The following is a 24,025-nucleotide window of genomic DNA, read 5'->3' as shown; positions in this document are numbered from 1 at the left end:
GTGGTTCCGGCTGCCCATGTGGGCTGCTGATTCAGGCTGCTGATGCAGGCTGCTTACTCCGGCTTCGGCTCGGCCATGTTATCGCCCAGGTATTTGTGGTAGATGGCGTCGAAATGGCCGTTTTCCTTGATGTGCTTGAGGCCGGCGTTGAAATCGTCGCGGTAGCGCTTGTTCCAGAACACGGCGCGGTAATCCATGGGGTTGAACTTGACGAAGCTGTGCTCCGTGACGGGCCGCAGCTGGATCGATTTGTTCAGCGACAGCAGCAAGGTGAAATAGCGGAAGATGTTGCGGTCGCTGAGCACCACGTCGTAGCGGCCCTTGTCGAGCGTGAGCACCTGCAGCGCCTGGTCGTTCTGCTCGAAGTAGCGGCCCGCCTTGTTCACCGGCCCCAGCCAGTCGGGATAGCGTTTGGCGCCGCCGGGGAAGGACAGCACGCTCAAGCCCTGCAAATCGTCGGGCTTGTGGATCACCAGGTTGCGTTCCTTGAGCGTGATGAACACGTTGTCGTAGAACACGGCCGGGTCGGCGTAGTAGGCGCCCACGGCCGTCATGTCCTGGCCCAGGTCGGTCATGGCCGCGTCCACCTGGTGCGACTTGAACGCGACGGGAATCCGGGCGAACGAATAATAGACCGGCTTGAGCACGTGGCCGCGGAACGCCAGCGCCTGGCTCAGCACTTCGATCTCGATGCCGGAGTTGGTTTCCGGGAAGCAGAACGGCGGGATCTTCTCGCCGAACGCCATGGTAATCTCATCGGCGCGCGCCGGCGCCAGCCCCCCGCACAAGAATGCCGTCGCCGTCACCGCCATCCGCCACCAGCGCCGCCGACCACCACGCGCAGCCATGACACACTCCGTTCAAAACTGGTGGCGCATCCCCGCCGCGATCACACGCCGCGTGCCACCGGGCAGCGAGACCTGGTAACTGGCCCCGCCATCGTTGCTCAACTGCGAGCCGATCAGATACAAATTGGTACGCCTGGACAGCGTGTGATAGTAGGCCAGCGCCAGCTGGGTGGCGTCGGCGTCGCGGTTGGTGAAATCGCTCTTGTGCACGTAGTCGGCCGCGATCAGGTGGCGGCCGACAGGCACGCTGACGCCGAACAGCGTGTCGCGCGTGTCGAGCGTGCGGTCGTTGCGGCTGCGGGCCAGCACCAGCCAACCTTTGAGGCGGCCGAAATCGTAGCTACCACCAAGCAGGTGGCTGCGGGCCAGCTTCATGCCCTGGCCGTCGTTGGCGCTGTGGTAGGCCAGCACCACGTTGAGCGGGCCGGCCGCGTAGCCGACGTCACCGCTGAGCTGGCGGTTGGCCTGGCTGTTGCCGGCCACCTCGCCCGCGCCGTAGGCCAGGTCGCCATAGACGCCGCCCAGCGTGGCCGGCAGCGAATACTTGACCGTGTTGTCCATGCGCACGCCGGAATCGTAGAACACCCGCGTCGATTCGCCGGGGCCCTTGGCGTCGAACGGATCGTTGCTGGCGATGGCGCCGAAATAGGGCGTGAACATGCGGCCGGCGCGCACGGCGCCGAACGGGCCGCTCAGGCCCACCCACGACTGGCTGCCGAACGGACGTCCGGCGAATGAGGGCTGGCCGGTGTCGGCCTCGATCTGCGATTCCACGTCGAAGATGGCGCGCAAGCCGCTGCCCAGGTCTTCCGAGCCCTTGATGCCGAGCCGGCTGGCCGTCTGCTGGCCGCTGTCGACCTTGGTGACGCGCTTGCCCGCATCGCTGTCGGAGGTGACGGCCAGGTCCAGCACGCCGTACACCTCGACCTGGGCCAACGCCGGCGGCAATGCCAATGCGACGCATAACGGTATAAATCGTTTCACGCTGATCCTCCGGGGCATGGCCCACCCGCTGCGGCGCTGCGCCAGGACGGCCGCAGGCGGCTCTGGCGATGCAAGTCACCGCTGATTAACTGTTGTACTCTGCGGCGTGCCACTGGTCAATATCCTGTACCCCGCCGGCAACACGATAAGGCCGTGGCGGGCGGTGCTCCCCAAGGCGGACCGTGCCGGCCACGCGGCGTGGAAACAACAGCGCGCGGCGCCCCGCCGCCGCCATGCCCGGCCGGCCGTGGCTGGCCGGCACGGCGAACGCGGTTCCACCTTGCTTCGAGGCAAGAATGTACGGTATCGTATCGGTCGCCACAGCGAGTGCGATGCGCTACCATTGACCTTTACCCCAACCCAACCTTTTTCTGGAGACCGCTATGCCACGCCAAGAAGTCACACTCGACGAAGTCACGGCGGTGGCCACCGACCTGCAGAACGAGGGCAAGCCCGTGTCGCTTGAGACGGTGCGCGAGGCGTTGGGCAGTGGTTCGGCGGCCACCATCCACCGCCACCTGGCCGCATGGCGCGGCCGTGAAGCGCTGGCCCAGGCCGAGCGCGACCTGGATGACCTGATCAAGGCCGGCGAAGAACTGGAAGGCGAGCGCGACGACCTGCAGGCGCAACTGGCCAGCGTGACCATCGCGCGCGACCAGGCGCTGGCATTGTCGGCCGAACAAGCCGAGGACATCGAGCGCCTGCGCACCGAGCTGCGCGACGCGCGCCAGGTGGCCACGGACGCGCTGGTGGGCAAGGCCAAGGATCAGCTCGCCATCGACGGCAAGGATGCCCAGCTGGCCGACCTGCGCCAGCAGATCGAACGCAACGTGGCCTCGTCGGCCAGCCTGTCGGATGCCCGCCTGAAGGCCGAGATGGACCTGGTGGGCGCCGTCACGGCGCGTGACAACTTCGAATCCGAGGCCAAGGAGCTGCGCAGCAAGCTCGACAAATCCAACGCCGAGCGCATCGCGCTGCGGGCCGAGCTGGAAGCGCTCAAGGCCAGCGCATAAGGGCCGGAACTTCGTCTCGGTTAATGGGGGGAGCAGTCGGCGGCCACACGGTCAGTACCATCGTGGCTCATACCTGTTCCTGCCACGCGGCAAACGCCGGAATGATCTCGTGCAAGGTCGCAACCTCGTAGGTCGGAACCGCTTCCGTATCGTTACGCAGTTGGCCGGGGTTAAACCAGCAGCTATCGATGCCGTATCGATTTCCGCCAAGGATGTCCGCATCCAGCCGATCGCCGACGATGACCGCCTCATGCTTGGCAAATGGACGCGCCATCTTCGCCGTATATTCAAAGAACCGTACATCCGGTTTCGCGTAGCCGCACGCCTCGGACGTGGCGATGAATGAAATGTATTCGCCCAAGCCGGAACTGGCGATGCGCTTTTGCTGGATGGACGCTACCCCGTTGGTGATGATACCGATCTCGCCGATGGCGGCCAGCGATGCCACCAGCGCCTTGGCACCGTCGATGAGGACCACTGTGTTCGACAGCGATTCCAGATAAACCCGGCTAGCCTCCTCCGCGTCCAGAGCTAGCCCACGGGCGTCAAAGGTCCGCCTGAATCGTTCCACCTTCAGGAATTCCTTTGACACAGCGCCAGCTTCAAAGCTACGCCAGAGAGCGATATTGATTTCCTGATACTGGCTGAACATGCTGTCCACATCGGCCGACAGGCCAAGCGACTGCATGGTGTTCACGAAAGACCGTTGCTCAGACGCGCGAAAATCAAGCAGCGTGTCATCGAGATCGAACAGGAAGAGGCGGTGTTTCATGAAGACCAGTAACGAGGCAGGCAATCAATGATGGTAGCACGTCGGCGGCGGCGGATGCCGCCACCGACAACCTCGATGATGGGCGCCCAGTACAGCAGGTGGAGCAAGCGCCACACGCCGTTGTCCTGTCACAGCAAAGATGCCGAACCGTTTGCCGAACCATTCGCATTCACCGCGCCGTTCGCACCCATCGCATGTGGGACGGCATCGCCGGAACCGCGCGCATCGTCGGCGACCGCACGCGAGCTGGTTTTGGCGGCGCCGGTCGCCGTCGTCCCGCTCGATTTCGCGTAAGTGCGCGTGCTTTCGGCCTGGGTCTTCGCACCGGCGCGCATCGGCGCGGCCACGTCACGCGCGCCCTGCGCAGCGGCGCCCGCCAGCTGCTGGCCACCACCATCCGTTCCAGCCGATCCCTGCACGCTGCCGCTGCCGGAGCCGCTGCCGGCCGCCTGCGCCTGCGCGCCGCCGCCGAACAAACCGCTGAAGAAGCCCGGCTTGCTGGCGGCCGGCGCCGCGTCGGCGGAATGGGTGGCGGGCGACTTGCTGACCGCGCCTGCCGGATTGCCTGCGCCACCCGCCGCCGACTGACCGTCCAGTAACGCAGGCTTACCCGGCACAGGGGCAAGCTGCTGTGCCGCCGAACCATTGCCCGCCGCACCGCCGCTGGCGGCGCCGGCGGCCGAGCGGGACTGGCGCGTGGCCGCCGTTTCGGTATCGCCGCGCAGCGTGTCGCGCACCATGCCACGGTCGGCCAATCCGCCGACTTGACCGCCGAAACCGGCGGTTCCGCCCAACATGCCGCCGACGCCGCCCCCGATACTGCCGCTGCGGCCGAACAGTTGCGCGTGCGCCGTGCAGGCCATGCCCAGGGACAGCGCGATGATCATGTGTTTAGCGATGGTGGTCTTTTTCATGGTGATTCTCCTTGTCTGTGCCGCGGCCTGTCCGCAGCGCTTACAAGGAAAACGCCGGCGTCTGGCGGTTTCATCCATGACGCAGAAAATATTTTTAATTCATCGGAAACTGGCCGGATCGGTGCGCAACGCCATGCCGAGGATGCCGAGTCCCACGCCGTTGTCGACGTTGCCGGCTGCCGCGCCCGTGGCGTTCGCCGCCACCGAGGCAAGCGCCTGCCGGGCGGCCGCCGGGTCGGGGCGGTGGTGCACCTTGGCCAGCAAAGCCGCCACGATGGGCGCGGCGAACGAGGTGCCGCGCACGGCGCGGTAGGGCGGCGCGCCGACGGCCGCGCTGACCATCTGGTTGCCGGGCGCGGCGAACATCACCTGCGGTCCGCGCGCGGCCTCCGGCAACGGCTGCCCCTTCTTATCGACCCCGCTCACGCCGACCACGCCCGGATAGCTGGCCGGATAAAGCGGCGACGCGGCGGGGCCGTCGTTGCCGACCGCCGCGACCAGCAGGTGGCCGCGCCGCACCATGCCGCGCACCGCGCGTTCGAGTATCTGGTTGGGCGGCCCGACCAGGCTGAGGTTGATCACCGCCACCTGCTGTTGCGCCAGCCAATCCAGCGCCGCCGTGATGCGCGACGCCGAGCCGCCGCTGCCGCTGTCGCAGTAGATGTCCGCCGCATACAGCGTGGCGCCCGGCGCGGCCCCTGCGAAACGCGGCGAACGGCCCACCATCAACGCCGCGACGGCGGTGCCGTGCGCAGACGGATGGGATGCCCCGTCGCAGCCCCACGGCACGACGGGCGCTTCGCGGAAAACCTCGTGGTCGCCCTGGACGCCGCCGTCGATCAGGCCAACACGCACGCCGCTGGCCGTTTTTTGCCGGGGCGCGTCCTGGTCGGCGGCAGGCGTGCCCTGCGGCGGCGCCGGGTTGCCGCTGCCGGTATAGATGTGGTTGAAGTCATAGGCGCCGTCCGGGTCGAGCGCGCGCAAGCGATCCAGCATGGCGGCGGTGTCGACGCTCTCGGGGACGCGCAGCACCACCAGCGGCGAAGCCCCGGCGCCCGTGTCGGGCTGCGGCACCGGTTCCATGCCTGCGGCCTTGGCGGCGGCCAGCGCCGCCGCGCTGGGCGACCACGCCAACAGCTCGTGACGCACGATGGGTTCGCCATGCGGGTCGCGCTCCAGCACGTCGCCGTGGCGCCGCAGCAAGGCGTCGATCTGGTTCAGACGCAGCTCACGCAGATCGAGGCGCTCGACCGGCGCCAGCAGGCGGCGGTTGGCGTCGCGCAGCATGTCGTCGTTGAGGCTGTCTACGCGGCCCGGCAATTGCGGCAACTGCACCGAAGGGAGGCGCAACTGGGCGCTGGCGCTGGCGCTGCCCAGCGCCGCCACGAACGCGCAGGCCAACCGCACAGGGCGCGATAGGAGTAACTGTCTGATGGGCATGATGTATGGATGATAGTATAAGGATCCGGCCTTTCCGACGATAAAACGAACGGGACGGGGATGAAAATCCCTCGCCGCATCGTTTTCCTGTGTAGCCATGACCGCCACCGCACGACCGATCCACCAAGACATCGCCGCCCTGCTGCCGCGCCTGCGCCGGTTCGCGCGCACCATCACCTTTCACCGCGAGGATGCCGACGACCTGGTGCAGATCGCGGTCGAACGGGCGCTGGGCCGCAGCGAGCAATGGGAAGAGGGTACGCGGCTGGACAGCTGGATCTTCCGCATCATGAAAAATGCCTGGATCGACGAAGTACGCGCCCGCACCCGGCGCGACCGGCTGTTCGCGCCGGAGGAGGCGGGCGAGCACGTGGGGGACGAATCGGCCGAGGCGCACCAACAGCGCCTGGCGATCCAGAAGGCGGTCAGCCTGCTGTCGGATGAACACCGCTTGGTGATCGGCCTGGTGCTGGTCGAAGGCCTGCCGTACAAAGAAGCGGCCGAGGTGCTGGAAATTCCCATGGGCACGCTCACCAGCCGGCTGGTGCGCGCCCGCACCGCGCTGCAAGAAATATTGTCCGAACATGCGAGAGTGACACGATGAGTACGACCATTACCGATGAAGTCCTGATGGCCTATGCGGACGGTGAGCTGGACGAAGCCGCCCGCGCCCGGATCGAACGCGCCATGCGCGACGACCCGGCGCTTGCCGCGCGGGTGGCGCAGCACCAGAGCCTGCGGATGGATGTGTTCGCGGCGTTCGCGCCGATCGCCGGCGAGGCGCCGCCGCCCCGGCTGGCGGCGGTGGCGGCGGGCAAGGTGGTCGACCTGAGCGCCGCACGCGCCACCCGTCCCCAGCGCACCGCCGCCCGCCGCTGGTCGTGGCCGGAGTGGGGCGGCATGGCGGCCGCGCTGCTGGTCGGCATCATGGCCGGATACGGCGGACTAAAAGGTGTGAACGACCGGGTGACGGTGGCGACTGCGGCTGACGGCACGCTGGTGGCGCGCGGCAAGCTGGCCGAGGCCTTGACGGAACAACTGGCGGCCAGTGCGGCACCTGGTTCCAGCGTCAAGATCGGCGTCAGTTTCGCCGCCCGGGACGGCGCACTTTGCCGCAGCTTCACGATGGGGCCAGCAGCCGGATTGGCTTGCCGCGCCGGCGGTGAATGGAAACTGCCGGTGCTGGCGGAAGCGGACAAGGCGGCGGCGGGGGATTACCGGCAAGCCGGCAGCGCCATGCCGGCCGCCGTGCTGGACGCGATCGATGCCCGTATCGCCGGGCAGGCGCTGGATGCCAAAGGCGAGCGGGCGGCCCAGCAGCGGGGCTGGGCGCGCTGATGACGTACCGTTGTCGTAGCCGGTCAGACCATCTGGTTATGCATGGCCATTCCGCAACGACTCCGCAATCCAGTTAGATCAAGAATGCGGTGCCATTTAGCATTCCGTTGGCCTGACGCGCCTTACTCCACCGTCACCGACTTGGCCAGATTGCGTGGCTTATCCACATCCGTGCCGCGCGCCAGGGCCGAGTGGTAGGCCAGCAGCTGCAACGACACCACGTGCAGGATCGGCGACAGCAGACCGTAGTGCTCGGGCATGCGGATCACGTGCACGCCTTCGCCCGGGGTGATGCGCGAGTCGACGTCGGCGAACACGTACAGCTGGCCGCCGCGCGCGCGCACTTCCTGCATGTTCGATTTCAGCTTCTCGATCAGCGTGTCGTTCGGGGCGATGGTAACGACCGGCATTTCTTCCGTCACCAGCGCCAGCGGGCCGTGCTTGAGCTCGCCTGCCGGGTAGGCTTCGGCGTGGATGTAGGAAATCTCCTTGAGCTTGAGCGCACCTTCGAGGGCGATCGGGTAGTGCATGCCACGGCCCAGGAACAGGGCGTTTTCCTTGCGGGCGAAATCCTCGGCCCATGCGATGATCAGCGGTTCCAGCGCCAGCACCGACGAAATGGCGACCGGCAGGTGGCGCATGGCTTTCAGGTGGGCCGCTTCTTCCTCGTCCGTCAGGCGGCCATTCACCTGCGCCAGCGTCAGCGTCAGCAGGAACAGGGCGGCCAGCTGGGTGGTGAAGGCCTTGGTGGACGCCACGCCCACTTCCACGCCGGCGCGCGTGATGTAGGCCAGCTTGCACTCGCGCACCATGGCGCTGGTGGCCACGTTGCAGACGGTCAGCGTGTGCTCCATGCCCAGGCTGCGGGCGTGCTTGAGGGCGGCCAGCGTGTCGGCCGTTTCGCCGCTCTGCGAGATGGTCACCACCAGCGTGTTGGGGTGGGGCACGCTGTCGCGGTAGCGGTATTCGCTGGCGATCTCCACGTTGACGGGGATCTTGGCCACCGATTCGATCCAGTACTTGGCCGTCAGGCCGGCGTAGTAGCTGGTGCCGCAGGCCAGTACCAGCACGCGGTCAATCTGCTTGAACACCTTGTAGGCGCCGTCGCCGAACAGTTCGGGCATGATGCCGGTCACGCCTTCGAGCGTGTCGCCGATCACGCGCGGCTGTTCGAAGATTTCCTTCTGCATGTAGTGGCGGTACGGCCCCAGCTCGGCCGCGCCGGTATGCGCGTGCACGGTCTTCACTTCGCGCTGCACTGGCTTGCCGCTGGCGTCCACGATCCAGGTACGGCCCAGTTGCAGGTCGACCACGTCGCCCTCTTCCAGGTAGATGATCTGGTCGGTGGTGCCGGCCAGCGCCATGGCGTCGGAGGCGACGAAGTTCTCGCCCTGGCCCAGGCCGACGATCAGCGGCGAGCCCTGGCGCGCCGCCACCACGCGGTGCGGTTCCTCGCGGCAGAACACGGCGATGGCGTAGGCGCCGTGCAGGCGCTTGACGGCTTGCTGCACGGTGTCGAACAGGTCGCCGTTGTACATGTGGTCAACCAGGTGGGCGATCACTTCGGTGTCGGTCTGGCTCTGGAACACGTAGCCGAGCGCCGTCAGTTCGGCGCGCAGTTCGTCATGGTTTTCGATGATGCCGTTGTGCACCAGCGCGATGCGGGCCTGCTCGGCGCTGGGCGAGAAGTGCGGGTGGGCATTGTGGGTGGCCGGCGCGCCGTGAGTGGCCCAGCGGGTGTGGGCGATGCCGGTGTAGCCTTGCAGGCCCGATTCCTGGGTCTGCTTTTCCAGGTCGGCCACGCGGGAGGTGCTGCGCGAACGCTGCAACTGGCCATCCGTGTGCAAGGCCACGCCGCAGGAATCGTAGCCACGGTATTCCAGCCGCTTCAGGCCTTCGAGCAGGATGGGGGTAATGTTACGTTGCGCTACCGCGCCGACGATGCCGCACATGTTGACCTCTTGGATGAGAAATTTGCAATGAATGCATCGTAGAGCAGCGGCAATGAAATATGCTTTCTAAATTCAGCCGTTTTTGAAATAAAATTTCACCGATGCAGACGAATGAAATATTATTTCATTTCTTTCTATATTTTTTACGAATTCATCATACCGCCATGACTGATACCAACTTGCCGCTAGACGATATCGATCGTCGCATCCTCAATGCCCTGCAAATTGATGCGTCACAAACCAATAGTGAGCTGGCGCAGGAAGTGCACGTGTCGCCGCCCACTTGTCTGCGCCGCGTCAAGCAGTTGACGGAATCGGGGGTGATCGCGCGCCAAGTGGCGATCGTGGCGCCGGAGAAGGTGGGTGCGCGCCTGACGGCCATTGTGGAAATCTCGCTCGATATCCAGGCCGCCGAGCGCATGGACGAGTTCGAAGCACGCGTGGCGGGCGAGAATGCGGTGCTGCAATGCTACCGCGTAGCGCCCGGGCCGGATTTCGTGCTGATCGTGCAGGTGACGGACATGCCAGCCTACCACGCGCTGGCGCACCGCCTGTTCGCGGCCCAGGCCAATGTGCGCAACGTGAAAGCGTATTTCTCCACCTTCCGCAGCAAGTTCGAGACGCGCATCGTGGTTTGAGCCACGTTTGAGCCACTTATCCCCGCCTTATTCCCCCGGTTTTACACAAGCTTATCCACATTACTTCGCAGGACATGCTGCCGCCGGAGAACTTATCCCGGGTTTTCCAGCTGCTATCCAGTGCTTATTCCGATGCTTTTGCACATCTTTATCCACAGAAATATGTTATTCCTGCATTTCCCACCGTTTTCCCACAGGCTTATCCACACATAAGGCCGGCGCGACGGCAAAGTCGCATGATTGCTGGCTTTGCGCGATCCAAGCTATTCCACCTTGTTCACGAGCACAAAGTTATCCTTTGGTTTTCCCGCCCTTATACCACTGTTTTCCTCCGTTTATGCCCGTGCTTCTCCACATCCTTATCCACAGAACAATAATCACCCTGTTCAGGACAAAATTCCGGACGTAAAAAAGCCGGGAAGTTATCCCGGCTCGTTCAGGCACTTGCCCACAACTTTATCCACAAAGCTGCGAGCAGGCTGGCACTGGCTATTTCTTGATTTTCACGGGGCGGGTCCAGCCCTCCACCGTCACCTGGCGGGCACGCGAGACGGTCAGCTTGCCGGCCGGCGCATCCTTGGCCAGCGTGGTGCCGGCGCCCAGGGTGGCGCCTTTGCCCACCGTCACGGGCGCGATCAGCTGGGTGTCGCTGCCGATGAAGCAGTCATCCTCGATCACGGTGCGGAACTTGTTGACGCCATCGTAATTGCAGGTGATGGTGCCGGCGCCAATGTTGACGCGCGATCCCACTGTGGCATCGCCCACGTAGGCCAAGTGGTTGGCCTTGCTGTGCGGTGCGATCTGGGCGTTCTTGATTTCCACGAAGTTGCCGATGTGGACATCCTGGCCCAGCTCCGTGCCGGGGCGCAGCCGCGCATATGGGCCGATGATGGAGGCCTCGCCCACCACCGCCTGCTCGATGTGGCAGAACGGCTTGATGGCGACGCCGGCGCCGATGGTAGCGTTGACCAGCACGCTGTGCGCGCCCACGGTCACGCCGTCGGCCAGTTCCACCTTGCCTTCGAACACGCAACCGACGTCGATGGTCACGTCGCGGCCGCACACCAGTTCGCCGCGCACGTCGATGCGGGCCGGGTCGAGCAGGGTGACGCCCTGTTCCAGCAAACGCTGGGCGATATTGCCTTGGTGGATGCGCTCCAACTGGGCCAACTGCACCTTGCTGTTGACGCCCGCCACTTCCCACTGCGCGCCCGGCTGGGCCGACACGACGGGCACGCCGTCGGCCACGGCCATGGCCACGATGTCCGTCAGGTAATACTCGCCTTGGGCATTGTTGTTCGACAGGGCGCCCAGCCACTGCTTGAGCTTGCCGCCGGGGGCGACCATGATGCCGCTGTTGATTTCCTTGATGGCGCGCTCGGCCTCGGTGGCATCCTTTTGCTCGACGATGCGCACGATGCGGCCATCCTCGCGGATGATGCGGCCCAGGCCGAACGGATCGTCCTGCTCCACCGTCAGGATGGCCAGCTTATCGTTGCCGGCCGCATCCACCAGCGCGCGCAGGGTAGCGGCGCTGGTCAGCGGCACGTCGCCGTACAGGATCAGGGTGGGCAAGTTCTCGTCCAGCGCGGGCAGGGCTTGCATGACGGCGTGACCGGTGCCCAGTTGCGGCTCCTGCAGGGCGGTGGCGACCGGCTCGGCCTGCTTGGCCAGCAACTCCAGCACGGCCGCGCCGCCATGCCCATAAATCACGCATAATTGATGGGGAGACAAGCTGCGCGCGGTATCGATCACGTGCGACAACATGGGCTTGCCGGCCACCGGGTGCAATACCTTGGGCAGGGCCGATTGCATGCGTTTGCCCATGCCGGCGGCGAGGATGACTACATTCATAGGGCCGTAGAACTCTGAAAGTTGAAAAGATGGAAAAGTTTAACATGCACGCCGCCATGCTACGGCGCGCGACACGTCTTTTCCTGCTGGGCATCGCGCTGCTGCTGGCCGCGTGCAGCTCGCTGCAACTTGCCTATAACCATGGCGACACGCTGCTGTACTGGTGGCTCGATGGCTACGTGGATCTCGACAGCGACCAGAAGCCCTGGGTCCGCCAGGATATCGACAATTTTTTCCAGTGGCACCGCAAGACGCAGTTGCGCGACTATGCCCAGGTGCTGCAAACGGCCCGCCGCCAGTTGCAGGGCACGCCCACCGAGGCGGACTTGCTGGCCGACTATGACGATATCCGCGAGCGTACCCAGGTGCTGCTGCTCAAGGCGCTGCCCGAGCTGGCCGAACTGGCGCGCTCGCTGCGGCCCCAGCAGATCGCCCAGATGGAGAAGAAGTTCGCCGCCAACAACGACACGTTCCGCCACAAGAACATGAAGGGCGACCGCGAACACCAGCTCGCGTTCCGCTACGACAAGGCGATGGACCAGTTCGAATTGTGGTTCGGCAGTTTCAGCCGCGAGCAGGAGGCGGCCATCCGCCAGGCGTCGGACGCGCGCCCGCTCGACAACGCGCTGTGGCTGGACGAGCGCATCCGGCGCCAGCAAGCCATCCTGGCCCTGGTGCGGCGCGTGCAGCGCGAGAAGCTGGGCCAGGACGCCACCATGGCCCTGATCCGCAGCCTGATCGAGGACAACTTCGCGCGCCGCGACCAGTCCGACCGCAAGGAGTTTTTCGGCGAATATGACCAGGGCACGGCGCAGCTCGTACTGACGGTGATCCGGCTCGCCACGCCGGCCCAGAAAGCGCACGCGCTCAAGCGCATGCAAGGCTGGATCGACGACTGCAACGCGCTGGCGGCGCAAGCCCATTGACCAGCACGGCGCCAGCGCCAGCAAGGCCGTATGCTATAGTGCCCGCTGTTGAATCAATGCCTTAGCCCCATGCACAAGAAGCCAGCCAAGCCCGCCAAAACCCCGGTCCACGGTCCGAAACACAGCAACCAGGTCCGCATCATCGGCGGCGCATGGAAGCGCACGCCGTTGCCCGTGCTGGAAGCGCTGGGCCTGCGGCCGACCCCGGACCGTGTACGCGAAACCGTGTTCAACTGGATCAACCACCTGCGCGACGGCTCTTGGGCCGACGCCCAGGTGCTCGACCTGTTCGCCGGCAGCGGCGCGCTCGGTTTCGAGGCGGCCAGCCGCGGCGCCCAGTCCGTGACCATGGTCGACAGCCATGGCCCCGTCGTGCGCCAACTGGAAGTGATCAAGGACAAGCTCAAGGCCGACAACGTGCAATTGCTGCGCGGCGACGCGCTGGCCGTGGCGCAAGGCGCGGCCGCCCGTGGCCAGCGGTACGACCTGGTATTCCTCGATCCGCCCTACCAGCAGGACTTTCTCAGCCGCAGCCTGCCGCTGTGCGCGACACTGATGAAGGAGGGTGGCCTGGTGTATGCCGAGTCGGGCCTGTCGCTGATCATGGAAGAAGGCATGGAAACGCCGGACTGGCTGGCGCCGTGGGAGATCATCCGGGCCGACAAGGCCGGCATGGTGTACTACCACTTGCTCAAGCTCAAGCCCACGGCCGCCTGAACCGGAAGGCGCGCCGGACCGACCATCTGTACATCGCCAAAACCCCTGGAAATCATGGCAAACGGCCCGCTATGGGGGCGAACGCCCGTTTTTGAGGCATAATGCGCGTTTATTGGTGCATCTGCAGGGAGCCGCAATGGTTGTAGCCGTTTATCCGGGAACTTTCGATCCGCTGACCCGTGGTCACGAAGATTTGGTGCGCCGCGCATCCGGTCTGTTCGACAAGCTGGTAGTGGGCGTTGCCGACAGCAAGAACAAGAAGCCGTTCTTTTCGCTCGACGAGCGCCTGACCATCGCCAACGAAGTGCTGGGCCACTATCCCAACGTCGAGGTGCAAAGTTTTTCCGGACTGCTCAAGGATTTCGTGCGCGAGCATGATGCGCGCGTGATCGTGCGCGGCCTGCGCGCCGTGTCCGACTTCGAATACGAGTTCCAGATGGCGGGCATGAACCGCTACCTGCTGCCGGACGTGGAAACCCTGTTCCTGACCCCCTCCGACCAGTACCAGTTCATTTCCGGCACCATCGTGCGGGAAATCGCCGTGCTGGGCGGCGATGTATCCAAGTTTGTCTTCCCCTCCGTCGACCGCTGGCTGCAAAAGAAAATCGCCGCCACCCGCGACGAGGAAGCCGGCAAGTAAGCGAGTAAGTAAGCAAGTAAGCGAGTTCTGTCATGGCATTAATGATTACCGACGAGTGCATCAATTGCGACGTATGCGAGCCCGAGTGCCCGAACGACGCGATTTCGATGGGCGCACAAATCTACGAGATCGATCCGGAAAAATGCACGGAATGCGTGGGCCATTTCGATGAGCCCCAGTGCAAGATCGTCTGCCCCGTCAACTGCATCCCCTTCAATCCCGCCTGGCGCGAGTCCGAAGAACAGCTGCGCGACAAGTTCGCGCGCCTGCAAGCGGCCAAGGCCTGAGCTGCCCTGCACGCGCGGGCGGTCGTCCGCGCGCTTCCCTAGGGAACTTCCTCTAAAATAGCATGACCGTGCGGCTAATTGGCCGCACGGCGCGTTTCTGCGCGCCTGCCGATGGTATATTTCAGCCACGCCAACATTACGGACTCGATGGAGGCGGCTTACCACTACCTTCTGGAGACAGTATGACCAATCGCAGAACCACCCTGAAAAGCCTGCTGGCCGCCGCCATGCTGGCAACGAGCTTCAGCCTGCCCGCCGTGGCCGCGACCGAAGTGGCCGGCATCAAGTTTGACGACAACGTCACCCTGGCCGGCAAGGAATTGAAACTGAACGGCGCCGGTTTGCGCACCAAGCTGATCTTCAAGGTATATGCGCTGGGACTGTACCTGCCGGAAAAAAAGACGGCCGTGGCCGACGTCCTGGCCCTGCAAGGTCCGCGCCGCGTCTCCATCGTCATGATGCGCGACCTGAGCTCGGAAGACTTCGGCGAAGCCTTCATGGCGGGCCTGAAGGCCAACTCGACCGAGGCGGAGCGCGCCAAGGTCTTGTCGCAAACGATGAAATTCGGTGAGATCTTCGCCCAGATCCCCAGCCTGAAGAAGGGCGACGTGCTGGCGCTGGACTGGACGCCGGGCGAGGGCACGCAGTGCCAGCTGAACGGCAAGAAGCTCGGCGAGCCGCTGCCCGACCTGGCTTTCTATAACGCGGTGTTGCGTATCTGGCTGGGCGACAAGCCCGTGGACAGCTCGCTCAAGCCCCATCTGCTGGGCGCGGCGAAGTAATTGCTGCGATGCGGCATCGGGCCCCGCCCGCTGCCGCCGCTGTTTTGATCAGGCGCGCGCGGCCAGTGCGCGCAGTTCGGCCGCGTGGCTGGGCGAACCTTCCATCGAATTCAACATGCGGTTCAGCATCATCGCGTCGCGCATCTGGCGGCGCTGCAAACGCTGTTCCTTGGTCAACTTTGGCTTGATCACTAGCTTCAGCGCCCGCGCCACCCCCAACAGCAATGGTTTAAACAGCAGCAGCAAGGCCAGCGCCACGGTCAGGCCGGCGGTGATTTCCAGTGCGGCGATAAGGGAAAAATGCTGTGCAGCCGCGTGCACGAGGGAGATGATGGTAGACATGATGTGCAGGTACATTTAGAATCTACCGTAACTATAGTGCAGCGCAACATAAGCATCCAATTTCATTTCCCCATAACAATTATGCGGATGGTGAATGGGATGGGTTATAGTTGACGAGAAAATCATATTTCTGAATTTTCCCGCGATACTCTACACTTGCCTCTAATCAACTAACCGCTGGGCTGCCATGAGCTTTCTGACGCTGGACTTGAATTTGTTGCGCGTCTTCGACGCCGTGATGACGGAACAAAACCTGACTCGCGCCGCCGGGCACCTGGCCATGACCCAGCCCGCAGTATCCAACGCCATCAAGCGCCTGCGCGAGAGCCTGGGCGATGAATTGCTGATCCGCACCGCCTACGGCGTCAAGCCCACGCCGCGCGCCGAAACCCTGTGGCCCTCCGTGCGTAGCGCGCTGGCCAGCCTGGAAGCGGCCGTGGCGCCGGAAACCTTCGACGTCTCGAAAGCCCACGCCACCTTCCGCATGGCCATGGCCGACGCCACCGCCGCGTTCTGGCTGCCATCGCTGATGCGCTCGATCGAGCGCGAAGCGCCGGGCGTGAACGTGCGCATGATGCCGCTGACCACGCGCGAGCCGCGCCCCATGCTGCTGCGCGGCGACATCGACCTGGCCGTCGGCTTCTTCCCCGGCGTGGCGGCCCAATTGTCGAGCGACGTCGGTTCGCCGATCCGCCACGAGCGCCTGTATTCCGGGCATTATGTGTGCGTGATGCGGCGCGACCACCCGCTAGCCAAGGGTGAGCTGACGCTGGACAACTATTGCGCGGCCAACCACTTGCTGGTGAGTTTCTCGGGCCGGGCCCACGGCCTGGTGGACGAGGCGCTGGCCCAGTTGCAGCGCGAGCGCCGCATCCTGCTGACGGTCAACCAGTTCTTCACGGCCGGCAAGGTGGTGGCCAATTCCGACCTGATCACCGTGCTGCCGCGCCACCTGATCGCCTCCACCGGCATGACGGACGCGCTGGTCTCCAAGGATTTGCCGTTCACGCTGCCGGCCGTGCACCTGGACATGCTGTGGCACGAACGCGATGCGCGCAGCCCGGCGCACAAATGGCTGCGCCAGCACCTGGAAGGCATGAACACCGTGGCCCAACGCCTGGCGCCCGGCACCAGCCCGAAGAACGACACGTATTAATCACACTGCCTGGCCAATCCCAGCGCCCGCTCAGGCGTGGCCGCTGGACTTATAGCCGACCCTGAATCCGCCCCAGTGACGGCCGTCCACATAAATGGGCGCCGACAGGTCGTGCATCACTTCCCCCGTATCGCGCTTGTACGTTTGCAGCAGGAACGGCTTGGTATTGGCGCCGCAGCGTTTGCCCGTCCGGTCGCTGAAGATGCGCTTGGTACGGTTGTTGACCATGTCGACGTCGTAATTGCCCGTCAGCGGCTGGGAAAACTTCTTGTTATGGGTGGGGAAATAGCCATTGTTATCCACAGCACCCGCGTAGGTCAGCTGGGGCAGGGCGCGCAGCACGGCTTCCTGCAACTCCGGCAGCACGCGGTCGGTGAAGGCGTCGAAGCGCGTGCTGTGCTTGGGCGGATTGGTGTTCGGAATCGGCGTGTAATGGCGGTCGAACAGGGCTTCGCGTGTGATCTGGCCGTTGGCGATGGCTTGCGAGAAGATCTTGCCCACTTCCAGCGCCGCCTGCTGGGCCGCGATGCGGATCGCGTCGTGCGAGGTTTCGATGGCCGTGTCGCCCAGCGCGCCCGTGATCACTTCGGCGCGCTCGGCCAGCGCCATGGCGGAACTGGCCGCCTTGGGCAATTCCGCGTCGGTGGACATCATGCTGTCATGGATGCTGCGGATGGCGTCGGCGATATCGTGGATGGTGGCCACCTGCTCGCGCGAGGCGCGCGCGATCTGGCCGATTTCCTCCTCGGATACGCCCGACGAACGCTCGATATTGCCCAGCAAGCCATGCACCGTTTCCACGTTGCCGGCCGCCTGGCTGACGGCATCGGCCAACGTGTGCATGCCAGCGGTGGCCCGCTCAGCCTGCTCATTAATCTCGCGCACCATGTGGCTGATTTCGTCCGTCGCCTCCTTGGTGCGCATGGCCAGCTGGCGCACCTCGCCCGCCACCACGGCAAAGCCGCGCCCGTGTTCGCCGGCGCGCGCCGCTTCAATGGCGGCGTTCAGCGCCAGCAGGTTGGTGCGCGCGGAAATTTCGCTGATCGCTTCCGTGAAACCGTAGATGCGGCGGGAATTGGCTTGCAGTTCCGTCATCACGGTGGCCGCCGTCTGGGCATCCTGGCGGGCCGCGCTAATGCGCTGCAAGCCCTGGTCCGCTTCCTTGCGGCCCGCTTCCGTTTCCATCCGCACCTTGGACGCCTGTTGGGCGGCCCGTTCCGCGTTGGCGGCGATGCGTTCGATGGTGTCTACATTGCGGCCCGAGCTGTCGGCGATGCCGCTGGCCGTTTCCACGTCCTGTTCGATCTTCTTTTTGACGGAATCAACGAAGTACGAAGTTTCCGCGGCGCCGATCATGATGGCGTCGATTTCCTCGCCCACGGTATGAGCGAAGCGGTGCGCGCCGTCATCGTCGGCGTTGCGCCGGCCCAGGCTGACGATGAGCGCACCGGCCAGCGCGGCCGGCGCCGCAACCAGCAACGGTCCGCCGCCGAACGCCAGCGATCCCAGATAAGCGAGGCAGGTGCCACCCGCCGTCGCGCCCAGCAGCCAGGCCGCCTGGCGCACCATCGTGTGCTGCAAGAATCTCATTTGCCCTCCGTCCGTTCGTCACAACGGAAGACGACGCCTACTCAAGCGCTGTCCTGGACACGAATGCGTCCGATTCCCATGCGACAAACTGATTCCAAAATACAACAGAACTTAATCTAGCTCAATCGCTATTTGTAACTAGAGGGCGCCGAGCCATGCTATTTGATGGGCAACTTGGTGGTATTCTTCACTTCTTCCATGACGGCATAGGTGTGCGTTTCGCGCACGCCTTTTTGCAGCAGCGTCTTGCCCAGGAATTCGCGGTAGGCAGCCATGTCCTTGACGCGGGCCTTGACCAGGTAGTCAAAGCCGCCGGCGACCATGTGGCACTCCAGCACTTCCGGGATCACCTGCACGCTCTGCTTGAAGGCATCGAACACCTCCGGCGTGGTGCGGTCGAGCACGACCTCGATGAAGACCAGCAGCGACACATCCAGCAGTTGCGGATTGAGCTGGGCCGTGTAGCCCATGATATAGCCCGATTCATGCAACTTGCGCACCCGCTCCAGGCAGGCGGCCGGCGACAGGTTGACGCGGGCTGCCAGCTCGACGTTGCTGATGCGGCCGTCGCTCTGCAATTCCATCAGAATTTTCTTGCTGATCTTGTCCAGCATACTGCATTCTCCCCCTCAATTTTATTTGGTCAAATTGTCGCACCAAAAACTATCTATTGCTAGTCCCCTGCAATACCAGAATTAATCCAGAAGATTCCGCTTTACAATCAAATCATCAGCAGTTCCTTTATTTAGCGCCGATTGCGCCCGCCAGCCCACAAGCCTGCCGGGCGTTTTTTGCACGTGGACTCGTCAAAAAACTTTACCTACAAGAGTATTCAATGCACCCAGCCGCTACCCCGGTTTCCACCCTTCCCTTCGCCGCGCTGCAGGCGGAAATCCTGCGTGATCCCACCCCGTTGCGCGCCGCCATCACCGGCGCCTACCGCCGTGACGAGGCGACGGCCGTGCAATGGCTGCTGGAGCAGGTGCGCACCAGCGACGAGGCCACCGGCGAACAAGCGCAACAACTGGCGCACAAGCTGGTGAGCGCGGTGCGCGAAAAACGCACGCGTTCGTCCGGCGTGGATGCGCTGATGCATGAATTCTCGCTGTCGTCGGAAGAAGGTGTGGCCCTGATGTGCCTGGCCGAAGCGCTGCTGCGCATTCCCGACAGCGCCACGGCCGACCGCCTGATCGCCGACAAGATCAGCAAGGGCGACTGGCGCAAACACCTGGGCGAATCGCCTTCGCTGTTCGTCAACGCCGCCACCTGGGGCTTGCTGATCACGGGCAAGCTGGTGACCACCAGCAGCGAAACCGGCCTCGGCTCGGCCATGACCAAGCTGATCGCCAAGGGCGGCGAACCACTGATCCGTAAAGGCGTGGACCTGGCCATGCGCATGCTGGGCAACCAGTTCGTGACGGGCCAGACCATCGCCGAAGCCATCAAGAATGGCCGCGACAATGAAGCACGCGGCTACCGTTATTCCTACGACATGCTGGGCGAGGCGGCCCTGACGGACGCGGACGCGGCCAACTATTACGCCTCGTATGAAACGGCGATCCATGCGATCGGCAAGGCATCGAACGGCCGCGGCATCAAGGACGGCCCCGGCATTTCCGTCAAACTGTCGGCGCTGCACCCCCGTTACAGCCGGGCCCAGCGCGCGCGCGTGATGGATGAACTGCTGCCGCGCTTAAAACAGTTGGTGCTGCTGGCCAAGCACTACGACATCGGCCTGAACATCGACGCCGAGGAAACCGACCGGCTGGAACTGTCGCTGGACCTGATGGAGGCGATGGCCTTCGACCCCGAGCTGGCCGGTTTCGACGGCATCGGCTTCGTGGTGCAGGCGTACCAGAAACGTTGCCCCTTCGTTATCGACTACCTGATCGACCTGGCCAAGCGCAGCGGCCGCAAGTTCATGGTGCGCCTGGTCAAGGGCGCGTATTGGGATGCGGAAATCAAGCGCGCCCAGGTGGACGGCATGAGCGGCTATCCGGTCTACACGCGCAAGGTGTACACGGACGTGTCCTACCTCGTGTGCGCGCAAAAACTGCTGGGCGCCACCAGCGTCATCTATCCGCAGTTCGCCACCCACAACGCGCAAACCTTGTCCACCATCTACACCTGGGCCAAGCGCGACGGCGTGACCGACTACGAATTCCAGTGCCTGCACGGCATGGGCGAAACCCTGTACGACCAGGTGGTCGGCAAGGACAAGCTGGACAAGGGTTGCCGCATTTACGCGCCGGTAGGCTCGCATGAAACCTTGCTGGCCTACCTGGTGCGCCGCCTGCTGGAAAATGGCGCCAACTCCTCGTTCGTCAACCAGATCGTCGACGCCAACGTGCCGATCGCATCGCTGATCCAGGACCCGCTGCAACAGGCACGCGCGCTGGGCGGCGCGCCCCATCCGGGCATCGCGCTGCCGCTAGCCATGTTCGGTGCCGAACGCCAGAACTCGGCCGGCGTCGATTTGTCCAATGAAGACGTGCTGCGCACGCTGGCCGATGCGCTGGCGGCGCCACGCAGCTGGCGCGCCGCGCCGCTGCTGGATGGCCCCGTCAGCGTGGGCCAGCCGTCGCAAGCCGTGACCAACCCGGCCCAGCGCACCGACGTGGTGGGCCAGCTCGTCGAGTCCAGCGCTGCGGACGTGGAAACGGCGCTGGCCAGCGCCAGCCAATATGCGATGGATTGGCAGACGACGGAACCAGCCCAGCGCGCGGCCGCGCTGGCCCGTGCCGCCGACCTGTTCGAAACCCATCAACTGGAACTGATGACGCTGGCCGTGCGCGAAGCGGGCAAATCGCTGCCGAACGCTGTCGCGGAAATCCGCGAGGCAGTGGACTTCCTGCGCTACTACGCGGGGCAGGTGCAGGGCGCCACCAATGCGCTGGCGCTCGGTCCCGTCACGTGCATCAGCCCATGGAATTTCCCGCTGGCTATCTTCACGGGCCAGGTGGCCGCAGCGCTTGCCGCCGGCAACGTGGTGCTGGCCAAGCCGGCCGAACAAACGCCGCTGATTGCCTGCCGCGCCGTGGAGCTGCTGCACGAAGCGGGCGTGCCGCGCGGCGCGCTGCAATTCCTGCCCGGCCGTGGCGAGGTGGTGGGTGCGGGGTTGTGCAACGACGCGCGCGTCAAGGGCGTCATCTTCACCGGCTCGACGGAAGTGGCCCAACTGATCAACCGCACGCTGGCGCGCCGCGCCGTGGCGGAAGGCACCGATATTCCGCTGATCGCGGAAACGGGCGGCCAGAACGCCATGATCGTCGATTCGTCGGCGCTGCCGGAACAGGTGGTGCAGGACGCCATCTCGTCCGCCTTCGACAGCGCCGGCCAGCGCTGCTCGGCCCTGCGCGTGTTGTTCCTGCAGGAAGATATCGCCGACAAGACCCTCAAGATGCTCAAGGGCGCGATGCTGGAGCTGAAAGTCGGCAATCCGGACCGGCTGGCGACCGACATTGGCCCCGTGATCGACGCGGAAGCGCAGCAAAACCTGCTGGGCCACATCAATCGCCTCAAGCAGACGGCCGTCAGCCATTTCGCGCTGGAATTGCCGCTCAACGTGGCCGGCACCTTCGTGCCGCCGACCGTGATGGAAATCCGCTCGCTGAGCGAGCTGAAACAGGAAGTGTTCGGCCCCGTGCTGCACGTGATCCGCTACAAGCGCGCCGATTTGCCCAAGCTGGTGGAGCAAATCAACGCCAGCGGCTACGGCCTGACGCTGGGCATCCACTCGCGCATTGATGAAACCATCGAATTCATCAGCACGCGCGCTCACGTGGGCAACATTTACGTGAACCGCAACATCGTGGGCGCCGTGGTCGGCGTGCAACCGTTTGGCGGCGAAGGCAAATCGGGCACCGGCCCCAAGGCGGGCGGCCCGCTGTACCTGAAACGACTGCAGCGCGGCGCCGCCATCGTGGCCCAGCATGGTCACCAGGGTTCGGCGGCGCTGGACGACCTGGAAATCTGGGCCAAGCAGCACGGCAAGGACCAGCTGGCCAGCATGGTGGAGCAATACAGCCGCACGACCATGCTGGGCAGCACCACCGTGCTGCCAGGCCCAACCGGGGAACGCAATACGCTGAGTTTCGTCGGCCGTGGCGCGATCGTGTGCGCGGCATCGACCGCAAGCTGCCTGCTGAATCAACTGGCAGCCACTTTGGCGACTGGCAATAAGGCCGTGATGAGCACGGAAACGGCTTGCCTGCTGCCGGCCGGCTTACCGGCGTCGGTGATGGCAAGCATTTGTACGGTCGCGTCGCTTGAGCAGCTTGATGGTGGCTTCCAGGTTGCCTTGGTGGAATCGTCGCTGGTCAACACGGTGCGTCCTCAGTTGGCGGCCCGCGATGGCGCCCTCGTGGCCCTGATCGACACCGACGAAGACGGCGCGATCCCGCTGTGGCGTCTGCTCGCTGAACGCGCACTGTGCGTCAACACGACGGCGGCCGGTGGCAACGCCAGCCTGATGACGCTGGAAGCTTAAACAAGAGCAAAAGCGCAAGAGCAAAAGCGGCCCGCAGGCCGCCTGCACCGCCGATTCGGGGACGTAACGCCTTTGATGTTGAGTCAAAGGCGTTACGTCCCCGTTTTTTTATGCGCGGCAGAAGCGCTGGAGAATGTCAAAGGCGTAGGGGGAGGCGACGGTTTTAACAAAATGCATGAAGTCAGTGGCTGCGTCTTCATTGGCTTTGTCGGAAATCGTCCGAATCACGGCAAACGGGATGCCCAGCTCAAAACATACTTGCGCGACGGCGGCGCCTTCCATTTCCACCGCCAGCAACGCGGGCAAAGCCGCTTTCAATTGCGTGACCTGGCCCGGCTTGCCGATGAACTGGTCGCCACTGGCGATCAAGCCGCGGTGCAACCGCGGATTGTTCAATTTGAATGTCTGTACCGTTTCCGGACTGATCACGTTCGCCAGGCCATGCTCGATGAATTGCTGGCCAGCGCCAGCCATCCGCTCGCTCAGTTTCACATCCGTTTCGAAGTGCGACAAACCGGTCAATGGGATCTGGTAGCGTGGAAACAGGGGACTGGCGTCGAAATCATGCTGAATCAGCGATTCGGCCACCACGATATCCCCGACATTGACGTCGGCATCGGCGCTTCCAGCCACGCCCGTGAACACAATGTGCGTAACTTCGAACTTTTCCACAAGGATTGCGGCTGTCATGGCCGCTGCAACCTTGCCTATACGCGATAAAACGCACACAGCGTCGATTTCCCACAACTTTCCTGTCGTGTAGTCCCGCATGCCGTGCGTGCGCTTGCAGGGCCCTTCTATGGCTTCTATCAGCCCGTGCTGTTCTTCAGCCAACGCGCTGATGATGCCTAAACGCATACTTTTCTGTGAATTCATCGTCCTGTGATGGCTTTTCGAAGTGGACAAGGTCCGTTTTTTCCACCGCGAATCGTTGCTCAGTGTTTTATATAAAGATGTATATATAAACCTGATAGTAGATAGTAAACCGGAACTTTTCTGTGGATAAGTAGGCAAACCATAACAAAATCATGGTCTTAGCGTACCGAAAACCGGCTGCACAAGCATTGTATCTACGACGGATGAATTTGGGATAAAAAATTTCGTGTGCACAAGTGACGCGTTTTCCCACATCTCGTCCTGTGGATATGCAGGCGCTTATCCACAACACAGCGCCAGCAGAGACGCGATTAGAGCCGTTTCTTGCTCAACTTTGCGGTCCTGGATGCGAAGCAGGCGTTTGCAGCACAGTTTTCCAGGGCGGATTTCAGCGCATTTTTTTTTGAGCAGCCCGCGGCTTTTGCGTTTTAGCTGTTTACAAGAGTTTTATATCAAAATAGTAGTAA

General features: G+C 63.8%; 22 protein-coding genes. 11 read left to right on the top strand and 11 right to left on the bottom strand.

Annotated features, from left to right (window positions below; genetic code table 11):
- Positions 1 to 53: 53 nt before the first annotated feature.
- Together H3H37_RS06735 and H3H37_RS06730 are read right to left on the bottom strand one after the other, a co-directional pair.
- On the bottom strand, positions 54 to 848 hold the full coding sequence (locus H3H37_RS06735) for a substrate-binding periplasmic protein (protein WP_229218697.1): 795 nt from the start codon (positions 846 to 848) through the stop codon (positions 54 to 56).
- Positions 849 to 860: 12 nt separating this feature from the next.
- Positions 861 to 1,832, bottom strand: coding sequence for a porin (locus tag H3H37_RS06730; protein WP_182160872.1), 972 nt, complete (start codon positions 1,830 to 1,832; stop codon positions 861 to 863).
- 383 nt (positions 1,833 to 2,215) lie between these two features.
- Between H3H37_RS06730 and H3H37_RS06725 the strand changes: the two genes are divergently transcribed.
- Entirely contained in the window at positions 2,216 to 2,845 is a 630-nt protein-coding gene (locus H3H37_RS06725; RefSeq protein WP_182160871.1) for a DNA-binding protein, read from the top strand.
- 67 nt (positions 2,846 to 2,912) lie between these two features.
- On the opposite strand, the gene H3H37_RS06720 is transcribed toward H3H37_RS06725, so the two are convergent.
- The 3 genes from H3H37_RS06720 to H3H37_RS06710 all read right to left on the bottom strand — a co-directional run bounded on the left by H3H37_RS06720 (position 2,913) and on the right by H3H37_RS06710 (position 5,971).
- The gene (locus H3H37_RS06720) at positions 2,913 to 3,617 is read right to left on the bottom strand and encodes a YjjG family noncanonical pyrimidine nucleotidase (protein WP_182160870.1); all 705 of its coding nucleotides are present in this window, start codon (positions 3,615 to 3,617) and stop codon (positions 2,913 to 2,915) included.
- A gap of 128 nt (positions 3,618 to 3,745) precedes the next feature.
- A complete protein-coding gene (locus tag H3H37_RS06715) occupies positions 3,746 to 4,531 on the bottom strand; it encodes a hypothetical protein (RefSeq protein ID WP_182160869.1) in 786 nt (261 codons plus the stop codon).
- A 99-nt stretch (positions 4,532 to 4,630) separates the two neighbouring features.
- Complete coding sequence (locus tag H3H37_RS06710) at positions 4,631 to 5,971, bottom strand: S8 family serine peptidase (RefSeq protein WP_229218695.1); 1,341 nt, start codon at positions 5,969 to 5,971, stop codon at positions 4,631 to 4,633.
- A 97-nt stretch (positions 5,972 to 6,068) separates the two neighbouring features.
- Here H3H37_RS06710 and H3H37_RS06705 point away from each other — a divergent pair, with 97 nt between their 5' ends.
- Positions 6,069 to 6,575 carry an RNA polymerase sigma factor gene (locus tag H3H37_RS06705; RefSeq protein ID WP_182160868.1) on the top strand — a complete coding sequence of 169 codons (507 nt, stop codon included), beginning with the start codon at positions 6,069 to 6,071 and terminating at the stop codon, positions 6,573 to 6,575.
- Complete coding sequence (locus H3H37_RS06700) at positions 6,572 to 7,309, top strand: anti-sigma factor family protein (RefSeq protein ID WP_182160867.1); 738 nt, start codon at positions 6,572 to 6,574, stop codon at positions 7,307 to 7,309. Before H3H37_RS06705 ends, H3H37_RS06700 begins: the two co-directional genes overlap by 4 nt.
- 122 nt (positions 7,310 to 7,431) lie before the next feature.
- Here H3H37_RS06700 and glmS read toward each other — a convergent pair whose 3' ends face one another.
- Positions 7,432 to 9,261, bottom strand: coding sequence for a glutamine--fructose-6-phosphate transaminase (isomerizing) (gene glmS / locus H3H37_RS06695; protein ID WP_182160866.1), 1,830 nt, complete (start codon positions 9,259 to 9,261; stop codon positions 7,432 to 7,434).
- Between the two features lie 164 nt (positions 9,262 to 9,425).
- On the opposite strand from glmS, the gene H3H37_RS06690 reads away from it, so the two are divergent.
- Positions 9,426 to 9,899, top strand: coding sequence for an Lrp/AsnC family transcriptional regulator (locus tag H3H37_RS06690; protein ID WP_182160865.1), 474 nt, complete (start codon positions 9,426 to 9,428; stop codon positions 9,897 to 9,899).
- Positions 9,900 to 10,388: 489 nt separating this feature from the next.
- On the opposite strand, the gene glmU is transcribed toward H3H37_RS06690, so the two are convergent.
- Positions 10,389 to 11,753, bottom strand: a complete 1,365-nt coding sequence (glmU, locus tag H3H37_RS06685) for a bifunctional UDP-N-acetylglucosamine diphosphorylase/glucosamine-1-phosphate N-acetyltransferase GlmU (protein ID WP_182160864.1) — start codon at positions 11,751 to 11,753, stop codon at positions 10,389 to 10,391.
- 29 nt (positions 11,754 to 11,782) lie between these two features.
- Here glmU and H3H37_RS06680 point away from each other — a divergent pair, with 29 nt between their 5' ends.
- The 5 genes from H3H37_RS06680 to H3H37_RS06660 all read left to right on the top strand — a co-directional run bounded on the left by H3H37_RS06680 (position 11,783) and on the right by H3H37_RS06660 (position 15,105).
- On the top strand, positions 11,783 to 12,679 hold the full coding sequence (locus H3H37_RS06680; protein WP_229218694.1) for a DUF6279 family lipoprotein: 897 nt from the start codon (positions 11,783 to 11,785) through the stop codon (positions 12,677 to 12,679).
- Between the two features lie 69 nt (positions 12,680 to 12,748).
- Positions 12,749 to 13,396: a 16S rRNA (guanine(966)-N(2))-methyltransferase RsmD gene (gene rsmD / locus H3H37_RS06675; protein WP_182160863.1), complete on the top strand. Its 648-nt coding sequence runs from the start codon at positions 12,749 to 12,751 to the stop codon at positions 13,394 to 13,396.
- 136 nt (positions 13,397 to 13,532) lie between these two features.
- Positions 13,533 to 14,036, top strand: a complete 504-nt coding sequence (gene coaD, locus H3H37_RS06670) for a pantetheine-phosphate adenylyltransferase (protein ID WP_182160862.1) — start codon at positions 13,533 to 13,535, stop codon at positions 14,034 to 14,036.
- Between the two features lie 32 nt (positions 14,037 to 14,068).
- Positions 14,069 to 14,323, top strand: coding sequence for a YfhL family 4Fe-4S dicluster ferredoxin (locus H3H37_RS06665; RefSeq protein ID WP_182160861.1), 255 nt, complete (start codon positions 14,069 to 14,071; stop codon positions 14,321 to 14,323).
- A gap of 182 nt (positions 14,324 to 14,505) precedes the next feature.
- The gene (locus H3H37_RS06660) at positions 14,506 to 15,105 is read left to right on the top strand and encodes a chalcone isomerase family protein (protein WP_182160860.1); all 600 of its coding nucleotides are present in this window, start codon (positions 14,506 to 14,508) and stop codon (positions 15,103 to 15,105) included.
- Positions 15,106 to 15,153: 48 nt separating this feature from the next.
- Here H3H37_RS06660 and H3H37_RS06655 read toward each other — a convergent pair whose 3' ends face one another.
- A complete protein-coding gene (locus tag H3H37_RS06655; RefSeq protein ID WP_229218693.1) occupies positions 15,154 to 15,447 on the bottom strand; it encodes a hypothetical protein in 294 nt (97 codons plus the stop codon).
- Positions 15,448 to 15,634: 187 nt separating this feature from the next.
- On the opposite strand from H3H37_RS06655, the gene H3H37_RS06650 reads away from it, so the two are divergent.
- Entirely contained in the window at positions 15,635 to 16,603 is a 969-nt protein-coding gene (locus H3H37_RS06650) for a LysR family transcriptional regulator (RefSeq protein ID WP_182160858.1), read from the top strand.
- A gap of 30 nt (positions 16,604 to 16,633) precedes the next feature.
- On the opposite strand, the gene H3H37_RS06645 is transcribed toward H3H37_RS06650, so the two are convergent.
- Positions 16,634 to 18,193 (bottom strand): methyl-accepting chemotaxis protein, encoded by a 1,560-nt coding sequence (locus H3H37_RS06645; protein ID WP_182160857.1) that lies wholly within the window; start codon positions 18,191 to 18,193, stop codon positions 16,634 to 16,636.
- Between the two features lie 158 nt (positions 18,194 to 18,351).
- Complete coding sequence (locus tag H3H37_RS06640; RefSeq protein ID WP_182160856.1) at positions 18,352 to 18,807, bottom strand: Lrp/AsnC ligand binding domain-containing protein; 456 nt, start codon at positions 18,805 to 18,807, stop codon at positions 18,352 to 18,354.
- 221 nt (positions 18,808 to 19,028) lie between these two features.
- Between H3H37_RS06640 and putA the strand changes: the two genes are divergently transcribed.
- The gene (putA, locus tag H3H37_RS06635) at positions 19,029 to 22,682 is read left to right on the top strand and encodes a trifunctional transcriptional regulator/proline dehydrogenase/L-glutamate gamma-semialdehyde dehydrogenase (protein WP_182160855.1); all 3,654 of its coding nucleotides are present in this window, start codon (positions 19,029 to 19,031) and stop codon (positions 22,680 to 22,682) included.
- A 108-nt stretch (positions 22,683 to 22,790) separates the two neighbouring features.
- On the opposite strand, the gene H3H37_RS06630 is transcribed toward putA, so the two are convergent.
- Complete coding sequence (locus tag H3H37_RS06630) at positions 22,791 to 23,540, bottom strand: 5'-methylthioadenosine/adenosylhomocysteine nucleosidase (protein WP_182161009.1); 750 nt, start codon at positions 23,538 to 23,540, stop codon at positions 22,791 to 22,793.
- Positions 23,541 to 24,025: the final 485 nt, after the last annotated feature.

This window comes from Rugamonas brunnea (assembly GCF_014042345.1).
GTDB classification, from domain to species: Bacteria; Pseudomonadota; Gammaproteobacteria; order Burkholderiales; family Burkholderiaceae_D; genus Rugamonas; species Rugamonas brunnea.
Note: the sequence above shows the minus strand (reverse complement) of the source record. Positions and strands in the feature narration are given on the sequence as shown.